This window comes from Rhizobium sp. BK491, assembly GCF_014194925.1.
GTDB lineage: Bacteria > Pseudomonadota > Alphaproteobacteria > Rhizobiales > Rhizobiaceae > Rhizobium.
The window spans coordinates 1-12,146 of sequence record NZ_JACIAR010000030.1 but is presented as its reverse complement, the minus strand read 5'-3'; the positions used below and the strand labels follow the sequence as shown (position 1 = coordinate 12,146).

15 protein-coding genes and 1 pseudogene are annotated in these 12,146 nt (G+C 54.8%); 7 read left to right on the top strand and 9 right to left on the bottom strand.

Annotation, left to right across the window (positions count from 1 at the left end; genetic code table 11):
* Both FHX05_RS30275 and FHX05_RS30710 read left to right on the top strand, forming a co-directional pair.
* A partial coding sequence (locus FHX05_RS30275) for a hypothetical protein (protein ID WP_210295047.1) occupies positions 1-724 on the top strand: 724 nt, incomplete at its 5' end.
* A gap of 398 nt (positions 725-1,122) precedes the next feature.
* Positions 1,123-1,380, top strand: a pseudogene (locus FHX05_RS30710) (DUF3088 domain-containing protein); the annotation flags it as partial.
* Here the strand turns inward: FHX05_RS30710 and FHX05_RS30705 are convergent.
* Positions 1,327-1,686, bottom strand: coding sequence for a hypothetical protein (locus tag FHX05_RS30705; protein WP_246699174.1), 360 nt, complete (start codon positions 1,684-1,686; stop codon positions 1,327-1,329). The pseudogene FHX05_RS30710 and the gene FHX05_RS30705 overlap by 54 nt on opposite strands.
* Positions 1,687-2,382: 696 nt before the next feature.
* Here FHX05_RS30705 and FHX05_RS30045 point away from each other — a divergent pair.
* Together FHX05_RS30045 and FHX05_RS30040 are read left to right on the top strand one after the other, a co-directional pair.
* The gene (locus FHX05_RS30045; protein WP_183876507.1) at positions 2,383-5,469 is read left to right on the top strand and encodes an N-6 DNA methylase; all 3,087 of its coding nucleotides are present in this window, start codon (positions 2,383-2,385) and stop codon (positions 5,467-5,469) included.
* Positions 5,453-6,115 (top strand): hypothetical protein, encoded by a 663-nt coding sequence (locus tag FHX05_RS30040; RefSeq protein ID WP_183876505.1) that lies wholly within the window; start codon positions 5,453-5,455, stop codon positions 6,113-6,115. Before FHX05_RS30045 ends, FHX05_RS30040 begins: the two co-directional genes overlap by 17 nt.
* 107 nt (positions 6,116-6,222) lie before the next feature.
* Here the strand turns inward: FHX05_RS30040 and FHX05_RS30035 are convergent, their stop codons facing one another.
* The 3 genes from FHX05_RS30035 to FHX05_RS30025 form a co-directional block, all read right to left on the bottom strand.
* A complete protein-coding gene (locus FHX05_RS30035) occupies positions 6,223-6,450 on the bottom strand; it encodes a hypothetical protein (protein WP_113240629.1) in 228 nt (75 codons plus the stop codon).
* Positions 6,451-6,654: 204 nt separating this feature from the next.
* Positions 6,655-6,858, bottom strand: coding sequence for a cold-shock protein (locus FHX05_RS30030; RefSeq protein WP_113240628.1), 204 nt, complete (start codon positions 6,856-6,858; stop codon positions 6,655-6,657).
* Positions 6,859-6,929: 71 nt separating this feature from the next.
* Positions 6,930-7,313: a metalloregulator ArsR/SmtB family transcription factor gene (locus FHX05_RS30025; protein WP_183876503.1), complete on the bottom strand. Its 384-nt coding sequence runs from the start codon at positions 7,311-7,313 to the stop codon at positions 6,930-6,932.
* A 78-nt stretch (positions 7,314-7,391) separates the two neighbouring features.
* On the opposite strand from FHX05_RS30025, the gene FHX05_RS30020 reads away from it, so the two are divergent.
* Entirely contained in the window at positions 7,392-7,601 is a 210-nt protein-coding gene (locus tag FHX05_RS30020; protein ID WP_210295045.1) for a hypothetical protein, read from the top strand.
* Here FHX05_RS30020 and FHX05_RS30015 read toward each other — a convergent pair.
* The 5 genes from FHX05_RS30015 to FHX05_RS29995 all read right to left on the bottom strand — a co-directional run bounded on the left by FHX05_RS30015 (position 7,560) and on the right by FHX05_RS29995 (position 10,994).
* The gene (locus FHX05_RS30015; protein WP_183876500.1) at positions 7,560-8,477 is read right to left on the bottom strand and encodes a recombinase family protein; all 918 of its coding nucleotides are present in this window, start codon (positions 8,475-8,477) and stop codon (positions 7,560-7,562) included. The genes FHX05_RS30020 and FHX05_RS30015 overlap by 42 nt on opposite strands.
* 153 nt (positions 8,478-8,630) lie before the next feature.
* On the bottom strand, positions 8,631-8,870 hold the full coding sequence (locus tag FHX05_RS30010) for a hypothetical protein (RefSeq protein ID WP_183876498.1): 240 nt from the start codon (positions 8,868-8,870) through the stop codon (positions 8,631-8,633).
* 127 nt (positions 8,871-8,997) lie between these two features.
* The gene (locus tag FHX05_RS30005) at positions 8,998-9,753 is read right to left on the bottom strand and encodes a DUF4337 domain-containing protein (RefSeq protein WP_348648367.1); all 756 of its coding nucleotides are present in this window, start codon (positions 9,751-9,753) and stop codon (positions 8,998-9,000) included.
* Positions 9,754-9,891: 138 nt separating this feature from the next.
* On the bottom strand, positions 9,892-10,464 hold the full coding sequence (locus FHX05_RS30000) for a hypothetical protein (RefSeq protein WP_246699173.1): 573 nt from the start codon (positions 10,462-10,464) through the stop codon (positions 9,892-9,894).
* An 80-nt stretch (positions 10,465-10,544) separates the two neighbouring features.
* Complete coding sequence (locus tag FHX05_RS29995) at positions 10,545-10,994, bottom strand: hypothetical protein (protein WP_183876496.1); 450 nt, start codon at positions 10,992-10,994, stop codon at positions 10,545-10,547.
* Positions 10,995-11,479: 485 nt separating this feature from the next.
* Here FHX05_RS29995 and FHX05_RS29990 point away from each other — a divergent pair, with 485 nt between their 5' ends.
* Together FHX05_RS29990 and FHX05_RS29985 are read left to right on the top strand one after the other, a co-directional pair.
* Positions 11,480-11,677, top strand: a complete 198-nt coding sequence (locus tag FHX05_RS29990; RefSeq protein WP_183876494.1) for a hypothetical protein — start codon at positions 11,480-11,482, stop codon at positions 11,675-11,677.
* Positions 11,674-12,117, top strand: a complete 444-nt coding sequence (locus tag FHX05_RS29985; RefSeq protein ID WP_183876492.1) for a hypothetical protein — start codon at positions 11,674-11,676, stop codon at positions 12,115-12,117. Before FHX05_RS29990 ends, FHX05_RS29985 begins: the two co-directional genes overlap by 4 nt.
* Positions 12,118-12,146 lie beyond the last annotated feature (29 nt).

The window sequence follows — 12,146 nt, the reverse complement described above, 5'->3', positions numbered from 1 at the left end:
GTCTCGTCATCGTATCTCCTGTTCCCGGCATCTAAGCCGAACTCAGGCAGAAATTCCACTTATCCTAGCTGTCCAGATTTCCCGAGCCACCTCTACCGCAGGTATTTCCATTGCGGTATCTACTGTGATGGTTGACGGCGAAACACGCAACTTTTTGTCTGTTAGTGGCCAATCGTGGAAAGGAAATGCGCCCACGGAGGTTGTAATAAACGGAGTCAACTACAGCGTCGTCACCGGAGACACTGGATCAGTGCCAAGCGCGACGATAGGGTCACTCTCCAATTTTAATCACGCCGAGCAAAAGCTTTTCATGAGGCTAGTGGTGAAACCAATCGAACATATTGATGAAATCGTCAGCGATGCATTCGGACTTGGGATCTCGAGCTTGTTTAGCGCGATCAAGTCCTGGAACCCAACTTTATCATTTGATGAGAACAAAGAGGCATTTTTCTGGTTGATCGAACGTCTGCTCCAAACTGGAAAGATCAAATTTATCGCTCCCGGAGCTGATTGCTACGTGTCACCCCAAAATCCTTACCCAAAACTCACGATTCAAGACAATGAAGCACATTGGCACGAGGCACCAGAGTCAATTGTTGCATACCTTCGCGTCCAATGGCCAGAGAACGCGTGCGATGAAAACGACTTGGATTTGTTGACCTACTTCTATAGCATCCCAGGAATCATTTGGATCGGTGAGAATGGAGCGCTTATCGCGTCTTAAGGGCTTAGGTGTTGGAATGCCGCTGTCCGAAAACGTCCTTGACTAGAAGGTCAGGCTTAAAGCGGTGGGTTGAGGGTACATTTAAAAATCGGTCACCTTGGCTTCTGATTTGCGCCTCCAGATCAACTGCTAAGCTATGTCGGGCTCGAAGCTGATGAGGCGGATCAATTGTAAGCGCGTACCGGGGCCATCCTGGCCGTCCAGCCAGGTGACGAAAACATCTGTTTTCCGTGACATAGAAAATCGTGGGGCGGGACGGAAGAAGCGTTGCGTTGGAACTGCACGGAAGTCTACAAGCAAGAGCGGCAGGGGTGGAAAATCATTCAGACGCATTGGTCCTTTCAGGGCCCAAGGTGCGCTTCGCTGACAGGGCTCATTCATCGATGACGAACAAGGATATGGAACGCGACAAACTCTTCTTACTAAAACCCGGATTTCTGGATCCTGCTTATCCCGGGCAGAGTTTCTATTGCTGGCATTGTGCTCTGATCGAGGGAGTGCTCGCGTCCTTCCCCGAATTAGCCGCCCGTTTGGATGTCGAGCGGATCGCTTGGCCACGCCCAAGGCGGGCAGTTATAGATTGGGTTGGCGAAGAACATCAATCACTTCCACTCCTCCTGCTTGCGGACGGAGAGACTTCGGCTCATCAAACCGGCGAAGCCCGGGGGCGCGGTCACGATGCCTTTCGCTTCTTTTGCAACCGAATCGGTGAGATCAAGATCAACCTCGTCCTCATCAGACTGAAACTCTCTCCACGCCGCCCATGCCTTTTCATCTGTACGGTGCAGATCTACCTCGAGATAGGCCTCACGAATTCGCTTTATCAATTCATCTAATGCGCGGCGCATTTTCCGTCGGGCCTTGTCGATGTCGTCCCAGTCGTCCTGTTGTGCTTTGCGTAAAGGTGCATCCATCGGCTTTGAAACGTACTTCGTAGTTTGCGGTATGATGGTAGCGGTCATCGTGTGACATCGCGCGTCGCCAACCAGAAGAAAGCTTCCCGATCCGCGTTGCCTTCCAAGACGACGGAATAAATTTGTCCTTCTTTTGTTCTCTTTTCGCTTTCCAGAGCAATTCGGGTATGATACCCATTCTATTGGCTTGGCTGCAATGGCGATCTAGTGGAGTAATATGGTGAGACTTGTGACTACCGGCGCTGCCACGCAGTTGACTGGTCTATCCACCAATCAGCTGCGAGAGTGGACAAGCAGGCGAGCACTGATCCCGGCCGACGTTCTGCATCGCGGTCGAGGGTCACCGGCACAATATGGCTGGCAGACATTGCTTCTGCTGCGCATCGCAGCGGTTCTTAGAAGCCGATTCTGCTTGGAACTTCAGGCCCATCGCAAGATTTTCGCCGAAATGCGGAAGTCTTTTGGCAGCACCTCATTCCTCCGGCTTTGGGGCAGTTGCATCGTCATCTATGGGCCGGATCGGTGGCAGCTTACCGAAGTTGCTGCAAGTCATTTGAATGAAGACGACGGTATTATCCTTCATTTGGATAGTCACCTTAGAGTTCTGAGTGCGGAATTCGGGATGTCCTCGTCTGCGCCTGGCCAGCTCGAACTGTTCCCAGCTCGACTGGTTCGCCGCGAAAAAACGGCCAGCATCCTGACAGGGACAACTCTGACAAAACCATCTTCGAAGCGACGAAGCGCATGAGTTCCGCCGCATTCATTCGCGCCCTCCAGGCAACGGGATACCTGGGGCCGGAGCGTCAAGCCGCTCCCGGCTTGGTGACACCTGATAATCCAGAAGCGGCGCGCTTACGGGCGGCAATGAAGGATCAACGGATAGGGCTTGAGGCTGATGCTGTTTTCATCGCACAAAACAGCGCAACAGCCATATTCAAAGATGCCGGCGACAGCAGCCCGAACGAAAGCGATATCGCGGATTGGCATGAAGCGGCTTGGAATATTGGACTTGCACCGCTTCTCTGGATCATCACTCCGACCGAAGTTCGTCTCTATGATTGTTATGCTTCGCCGCGACACGGAATGGGTGGAAGCGCAGCTGCTGCGCCGCTTGAGCGATTCGATCTCGCGGCTGAGGATCGCCTACGCGCTCTTGATGACATGTGCGGTCGACTTGCCACTGAAACCGGCGTATTCTGGTCAAGTGCAATTGGCAAGAAAATTGACCGGCAGTACCGGGTCGACCGAGAGCTGCTTAGCGAAATAAACGCTCTCGAACAGGGATTGACAGAGCTGCCACCAGCGCACTCTGCGTCCCGGCTCGATGGTGCCGCTGAAATCGCCGCTGCGCGCGATCTGGCTCAACGCCTCATTGGTCGATGCATTTTTACATGGTATTTGCTCGATCGCGGCATTGCTCAGCCATTCCTGCCAGCCTCATTCCCGGCCGATCTTCCGGCAATTATGTCGACACCTGATAGCGCGTTCGAACTCTTCGACTGGCTACGCGAGACATTTAACGGTGACCTGTTCCCAATGGACGATCCAGGCGCTGAGCGTATGCGTCTTGGTAACGCGCATCTGTCGCTTATGCGGGATTTTATCGAAGGGCGCAGCCTAGTTCCGGAGAGTTACGGTCAGGGCCGCCTGTTTCGCTTCCGTTTCGATGCTATTCCAGTCGACCTAATCAGTTCGATCTATCAGCAGTTCGCGCGATCGAGCGCCGAAGAGAAGGCGCGTTTGCAAGGGTTACACTACACACCCGTCGAACTCGTGCATCTGACTTTAGACCCGATCTTCGAAAATTTGCCAGCGAACGCTCGCATCATTGATCCAACCTGTGGTTCGGGTGCATTTTTGGTCGAGGCGTTCCGCCGTCTTGTTTGGCGCCGCTGCGGCAATGAAAGGGCATCACGAGCTATCGTTCGCGATATTTTGTACCATCAACTGTTTGGCATCGATATTAACCCATCTGCGCTGGGGATCGCCGCTTTCAGTCTGTATCTGGCTGCTCTCGAATTTGACGAAGAACCGGTTAGCGACATCGGCGACCTGAAGTTCGATAAGCTGATCGGGACAACATTGTTTGAAGCCGATACCGTTGGGGGCGAATTACCGAACGTATTGCTTGCAAAGCCCTTCGATGCCGTGGTTGGAAACCCTCCCTGGACGTTCGACAAGAGTATGAGAGCAAAGCCCCGAAAGAAGGGCTCCGTTCACGCACTTCGCCCGCGGCGAAGCCCGGATTGGGCATTTTTGGATGTAGCCGCCGATCTTGCTGGCGAAGCGGGCCGCCTTGGCATGGTTATGAAGGCTTCTCCGTTTTTTTCTAAGGATGACCACGCCATCGAAGCTCGCGCCGCGCTTTTGGTGCGGCTGAAGCCGGCAGCCTTGGTCAACCTTTCTGCCCTGCGCAAAGAATATCTCTTCCCGGACGCAACTGGCCCAGCCCTCCTATTATTCGCTAGGTGCTCGTTGATGCCGACTGCCGACCAACTCCTTGTGGGATCCATTCCGTGGACCCCGGATTTCGTTCGCAATGGGCACTTCCAAGTGGGTCCGAGTGAACTGCGCACAGTCCCTCTCAAGCGAGTCCTTCGAACGCCTGCCATGCTGAAAGCCGCCACCTTCGGCACTGTTCGCGACAGTTGGCTGATTGAGCGGCTCGACCGTGAGTTTCCAACGCTTGAACAAATACTAGATAAGATCGGCATTGCTTCAACGGTTGGGCGAGGCCAAGGTTACCAGGTCGAGGGGAAGCTCAACCCACCACCGGAATATTTTTATAAACTTCCGACGTTGACACCTGACGACTACGCCCCGTTTAGGATCGACTTGACGTCGCTACCGTTATTCGATCAGCCGACACTACACCGCATCCGCAGCGAAACAATCTATCGTGGGCCGTTGCTCGTATGTCCGAAAGCAAGCTTCAAGGCAGGAGTCGAGGCTGGCCGGTATAGTGCTTCGCTTTCCTATGGGAACGTACTCTTCACCGAAAGCTTCTATGGAATCTCCTTAGCTGACCATGACCCGACGTTGGCGCCGATTATCTCCGGCATACTAAATTCATGCATCACCACATTTCAGCTTGCCTATGGGGGTGGCGCCTGGGGTCTGGAGCGATCAACCGTCGAGCCAAAGGACTTGCTTTCGCTGCGCGTGCCAGATCTGCAAAGGGTCGAAGCGGCTACTTTGCGGCGTGTTGCCGAAGCTGAGCAAACTGCCGCAGCCGATCCATCTTCAGAGGCCCTGAAGGCGCTCGACGAAGCGGTTGCTGAACTCTATGAATTCGATCGGTTCGAACTGGTTCTTGCGCGGGAGAGCATCGAGCGGGCGCGGATGTTAATCTTCGAGGGACGAAACCGGCGCAGGGCGTTTGTGAAGCCGCCCAATCCTGAGCCGTTGCATGCTTACGCGTCAGCTGTCGCGAGTGTCGTTGATGGTTATTTGCGGACACGGGGAACAAGACATCTGGAAGCGGCTGTCTTCTCAAAACCGCTGATTAGCGCGAATTGGGTCGATGGCGCTGGTGGTCTCACGGCCGTCCGGTTTCGGATGGGTACCGGCGCGCCGCCGCGCGAGCCTACGATCGAGATCGGTGAGGATAGCGATTTGCAAGCGCTGGCGACGCAGTTAAAGGGATGGATGAAAACAGAGATTCCTCCCTATCTTAACGAACGCCGCAACCTTCGGCTTTACCTGGGCGATAGTCTCTTCGTGGTGAAACCGTCCGAGGTAAGGTATTGGAGCCGCACCGCGGGTCTCAACGACGCAGACATCATTCTCGCTGACCACTGGCTTAAGGCGTTGCATGCGGCTCACGGTTGATGCGCCGGCGGGCGTTCCATCTTTTTCGCTTGAGGACGACGAGATCGACACTGTGGTCAATCTTATTTGCAGGGGTGCTCATGAAGCCCGCCAGCACCTAACACCCGGTCTTCTCGAAGTGCCGATAACCATCATCGTCAGGAAGGCGATGAAGCGCATCAAGCGAGAGTTAGGACTTACGAACTTAGAGGTATCAGGGGAGGTGGAGATTGACGACATGTCGTCGGCAGGGCCAGATATCGCGGGTAGAATTGACATCACGCTGAAGTTCATGCGCCAATTCGGAAACGAAGAGGACTACGTTGGCATAGAATGCAAGCGCGTGGGGGCCGGCAGCATCTATAGTCAGCTCAACGCACGCTATGTTACACAAGGAGTTGTCCGTTTCATAAACGGACAATATGCAGTGGGTCACGCTTGGGGTTTTATGCTCGGCTATGCTCTTGCCATTCCGGCAGAAGAGATTATCGAAGCTGTAAACCAACGGCTTCAACATACATATGGCGCGGCGGCGGTTCTCGCAGCCGCAGCCCCTCATCAGCACGCACTTTCGATCCACGATGGGCATCTTCAGCAGGACAATGGGAATCCGATACGGGTGCGTCATATCATAGTGGATATGGTTCCGGCCGCAGGCGGGATCTAATCTCCAATTGCCATACGCTTTCGACGTGTGGCATCTTAGCGCGATACGGATCAAGTATCGATAGTGATGGATTTCGGGCCGCAGACACCCAAAAGCGCGAATTGTCCTCAGCTTCGCCCTTCATTGTTCAGATATTGCTCCCACGCCTGCTTGGCCAATTCTACGTCCTCAATCGACTTGATTTTAGTGACCTCTGCGGCCAGAAGCGCTTCGAGTGTCGATAGTCTCTCGGGATCAGTTTCAGCCTTCAGCATGTCCTGGAACCGTTTGATGTTCGCCAGCACCACCCAGACGTCCACAACCTTGGCCTCCTTCCAAAGCCAAATGTGATCCACGAAGTTTATCCTTTCCCCGCTGCATGGCAATCAGCCTTAAGGTGTACCGAAGATCTTCGTCGGTCCTCGGGAATCCGTGGGATACCGCAAATCCAGGCATTCTGTAGCTCTTTCGCCTCGGCTCAGCGGGCTCGTCTGGCCGGATGATCAGTGCGACAAGCGATCGGATCGCAGCCGCGGATCGGGGTCCGCGGCACCCCGATGTCAGAGCGGCCTGACGTTTTCCGCCCTGGATCTGCCGCTCTTTCTGTCCTGGCCCAAATCGTAGGAAACGGATTGGCCCTCCTTCAGCACATCGCCATATTGCAGTGCGCTGACGTGGACGAAGACGTCATCTCCCCCAGCATCTGGCGTGATGAAGCCAAAGCCTTTGTCTGTGTTGAAAAACTTAACCTTGCCCGTCGACATGGGACCCCCCATTTTACGATTAACGGCATGAATACTCTAGCCGTCTGGTTTTGATCGATCAAGCTGACATGCTACTCCGCCTCGCGCTTGGCATGCGGCGTGAAAACCGATTGTTTTTGCCGCGCGAGTCTGGAGCGCTGAGCTGCGTGCCGCGCCATGACGGTGTGTTCGTCGAGAGCTGAGAGGATACCTCGCACATCGTGAGACATGCAACAATAGAAGGCTGAGTGATGCAGTTTCCGTTTTGACACCAATTGCGCGGTGCGGAGCTTGGCAAGATGCTGCGATAGCGCCGAATTGCTGAGCCGAACTCTTTTGGCAAGCTCTCCGACGCCCCATTCGTCCTGGCAGAGCAATAGCAAGATCTCGAGCCGCTTCGCGTTTGCCATGGCATTCAGTATCGCTGCGGAGCGCAGCAGTTTCTCCGGACTATCGAGCAAGGACGTACCCCCCACTAAACCCGAGCAATTTGTATATTATAGAATCTCTATGTAATAATTAACGCATGTTTCGAGGGGTCTTCCTCACTTTGTGTGGTGACCTCGTCAATTGAGCGGCAGCACGCGTTCACCGCCGAACTGCTCGCAACCGAGACCTTTACCCGCACCGAGGTCATGGCGATCTCGGCACTTGCCGGCGCCGGCGCCGCGGTTGCCCCCGCAGCATATCTGGAGTTGCTCGCAGCGGACGCAGCACCCGGTTCAGGTGCGAAGGAGGCCGAAGCGATGCGCTTCGTCCAATAGCGCCCGGACGGAGGACGGTTGCCATTTCCGACCACCACGTGCGGGGCGTTCTCCCATTTGATCGAGCTGAGCCGCGATGGCGCGAAGCGACAACCCGGGATCGGCGATAGCGATAGCGGCGACCAGCTTCATGAGATGATCCTCTGGCGGACGGCGTGGCGACCGGGCCAGCAGATCGGGATCGGCCAGCTTCTCGCGCACCATGCGGTGGACGGCCCGGCGCAGCCGCTCAACGCTCCAGTCCTGGCCGCGTCGGTTGAGAACCCGCACGACGTTGTCCCAACTATGTTGTGGCCGGAGCTGTTTGACGGTCGGCAGCCATGTCTGCGCCGAGGAGATCAGTTGGTCGAGATAAAGCTTCTCGCGCGCTTGCGATACCGCCTTGATCGCCTCGGGCCGCCGCTCGCGCAGACCGGGGTTTCCCGGAAGCTTGCCCCTGGCCTTGGCGGCCTTGATGCCGGCTTTGGTTCGCTCCGCGATCAGGGCCCGCTCGAGCTGCGCGACGGCGCCAAGCACCTGCAATGAAAACATGCCCTGTGGCGTGGACGTGTCGATCGGATCGCGCAGCGAGCGGAAATGAACGCCGCGCTTCTCCAGCTCTTCGATCACCTGAAGGAGATGGCTGACCGATCGCGCCAGTCGATCGAGGCGAACGACGACCAGCACATCGCCGGCGGTGAGATCCTTCAGCAACCTGGCGAGCACCGGTCTTGCGCGCGACAGGCCGGATCCATGCTCCTGATAAATGCGATCGCAGCCGGCTGCGCGCAACTCATCGACCTGAGCGTCGTTGAGTTGCTCTTCGGTCGATACCCGCGCATATCCGATCAGCCTTTGCGAACGGGAAGACTTACTGGTGCTTGCAACCTTTGGCATTAAATCCGGTTCATTTTTGGAGGCGCTGTACAGATAATGAATGCGCGAGAAAGTCTTCCTTTGCAAGCATGTCTTAGCATCCGAATAGACGCCCGCCCATCGTGCTTTCCGGTTAAGGACTGGCGATCGCTCACCTCTGTCCCGCGACAAGCGTCACCGGCCTTCTACGGCGGAAAGCCTTGAAAGCTGGCCGTTTTCAAGGAAATGGAGCAGGGAATCGTAGCTTGAGCTGTCGGCATTTTCAGGGGAAATCAACGCAGGACCAACCTTAACCGTCGTGCAGGCAAGCCTGCCCGTTGCCCCGAAATCGGCGTCGCTAAACTCACCATTGAGAGGCGCAATATAATCCGTCTGCCCAGCGGAAGTAATTCGCTGTTTTGCTTCAACGTGCAAAATAATGTTTTGTATTCAATAAGATAATCTATGGTTAAGCGAACTGTCTCAAATTTTTTGAGCGCGCGCGGGTAGCCTTAGCCACTACATACTCCCTAGACGAACATAACACTGCGCCATAGCTCGGCTATCCAATCATCCACGTCCACACACAAAGGACGCCTCCGAGAAGGCCGAGCACCGAAGAGCTCCACCAGACGAGCCGCTTCCTCGTCAACGCCGCCACCGCGCCAAGCGCGATCGATATTTGCAGCATGGCAACGGCGTAAGCGTACAAGTGGTGGTGATGGATAAGCGCGTTGGCTTCGTCATCCTTCTGGTCACGCGCTTTCTCAAGTTCCTGGGCTTGAGCGCCGGCCGACTTCTGCTCGTCGGCATATTTTTGGATCGACCTATCCAGATCGGCGGGTGCCGACTTCCCGTCAGAGGCTAGAAGCTGTCTCTGCGTTTCAAGGATCGCTGCTTTGATGCTTTTCGCCTGATAGTAGGCCCACTGATCGGAGGCTTGCGCCTGCTTTTGCGTGGCCTCCGTCTTAAGAGCGAGCGCCTCATTGATGGTGCCGCCCGCCAGAAGAGAGCCAAGAGCCGCAAGGGCGGCGAAAAACGCTGTCGTCAACGCGATCGAGCGCAACAATGAGCCGGATTTTTTCTCGATCTCCTCGTCGATCGCCTCGCGCAATTTGTCGGTATCGACCTCGATTTCTTCCGGCATCAAGAAACTCCAAGAACCACACAGGTGGCCGGCGCTATCGCATCGGCTTATCGAGCGATCCTGACGTAGCCGCGCCGCGATCTCAATAGGCCAGTCATGACCGCGATACCTTTCGAACAGAAAGCTTCCACGATCACCGCGGGATAACAATTTGGCTGCAGCGCCGCCCACCCTGCCCTACCGAAAGTGATCCCAGAACCTACACGCAGAAGGCTGGGAAGGACCATAAAGTGCCTAACATGCGGAAGCTTGATCGACTAACACTTGGCGAATTCTCAGAGGCAATCCGTAGGTTAACGACCGCTGAATTTAGCCAGATAGCCGGCCGCCAAAAATTCGATGAAGCTTATTCTGCTCCCATTCCGGCGTCGGGCGCGGTCCCTGTGCCAAGCCCAAAGCTACGAGAAAGCTCCACCAGTCAGCAAGAAGACCGCGAAAAAGTTCAAGGGATAAAACCGTGTTGGCGGTGCCGGGTGATGAATGATAGAGCCGGAAGCCCCCTGGCACGTCTTCGTCGCTGTCGTGCCAAAGCATTTCCACCTTACCAGGCGCACGATAGGCCCCGTGCTTGCATGTGTTGGCGATAGCTTCGCAGAGCTCCTGGTTTTCTATGTTTGCATAGATCTGCCTTCTGAACGCGTCTGCCGTTGTGGCCTTCTTAATTGCTCCGACTCGGTAGCACTTATCCACCCAATCGGCGAGGCTGCTCGCGGCTAGGCACGCGTTTAACGCCGCGTATGCAAGAGGCTGCCGCTCTGTTGGATATGAACGCTGAACGTCATCGAACTGATCGACGTCCCAGGAAAGCTTCTCCCACATCGCAAGGGGATCACCGATCAACACTGTATGCAATTTAGGATCGCCGTTGGCAGACTGACGCATCATTACTCACCTGTTAAACGCTAAACTGCTTCTTGGGCCGCACACAAGGTTTACGTTCCGAGCAAATCCAGCAGTTCCCCTTACGCCCCGCTTCCGCTCATAGCTTGGGTAATTGCACTGATTAGCCGCTCGTAGTCGCCATAAAATTGCTCCACTGTAGCGATCGGCTTTTCGTGGTCCCTCGGGTTAGGATAGCGCGCTCTTGCCGTGCGATGCGGCTCGTCTAGGAACCCGATCATTCTTACGATCCTATCATCTCTGGGCAGGGCTAGTTCCACCGCGAGCGCGTGCAATTTCTCCAGTTGATGGCCATAACCGTTTTTCAGCTCTTTCACATCGACGCCCCTGGAGAGCAAAAAGGCTTTCAATACGAGCTCTATTGCGTGTCCGAACAACGTATGTTGCGGCCACATCGGCATGAAGGCGCGATTAAAATCAGGTAACACCCTGCACGCACAATAGAAATCGTTGGCACGGCGAAAATATTCGTGCGGAGACAGTGCCTCAGAATTGGTCTGATTTCCACTCATCCGTGAATAATATCCATAGTTGCCCTGAGTAGGGCATTATCATTATTCTGTGATTGGAAACATGCAACTTAATTCGCCGCTTGTACTTGGATGATCTATTTTGGCTTCCTATCTTCAGCAGGCCGAGATGATGGAGGCAACATTGCCCAAAGTAGTCGTTTACCGTGTGGGAACGTATGACATCACAACCGACGAATTTCGCTTATCGAGACGCTTGATGACAGCTGAAGGTGCAGAGCTTGCTAAAGTGACGATCATTTCGGATACCGCAGTGGAAATTGACGCGTCCGATCTGGAACCAGGCGAGCAGTGGACTGCGAGAGATTTTAGTCCTTCCGCAAGGCGCGGATTTCAAACATACGTAAGATCCTAGTCGACCCGTCGTCGTGCCGTCGAGTTAACGCGGGAACCAAATTTGAACGCTTTGCGTTGTACAAACGACCAAATTGATATAATGCTGAGTGTAATCGCTAGAGAGCAGACTAATGAACCGCCCGCTCGAACATTTCAACGTCGAAGATCGCCGCCGCGAAAAGCAGCGCGATCGTGAGTTGGATTCTGCACGTCTTCGCGAAGGCAGGGTTGAGGCCTCGGAACTCAACAAGCGAAATGGCTTTCTTTCGGCGTTTAAACCCGAACAGATGAGCCTGGGCCGTCGTAGAGTGCGCATGCAACTTGCATGACCGCCTACAATGAATCGCTAGATCCTCAAGACGTCATCAAAATTATCTCCAACCTGACCGTCGATGATGAGGCATTCATCGTTGGAGGGCAGGCTACCTTCTTGTGGGCTGGTCTATATGAAACGATTCGCCCAGAGATTGCAAAGTACAAGCCGTTCACAAGTAAAGACATAGATTACTACGGAGGTGTTAGTGCCGCGCGCAAGCTTACCGAAGCGATTGGCGGAAAGGTACTAACTCCCGACAAAGACACGATGAACTCGCCTAGCACAGCCATGGTTGAAGCGAGCGTCAACGGCCGATTGCTAAGAGTCGATTTCCTCCGTGAGATCCTCGGAGTGAAGCACGAGGAACTAGGCCGTGTCCCCATAACGGGGTTCATGTTGGTGCTGGTGTGTGATTCAATCTCCAGAAAAGGAGATTGCCATGCGCCGTCATGAATTGACCGACGAGGAATGGGCGGTTATCG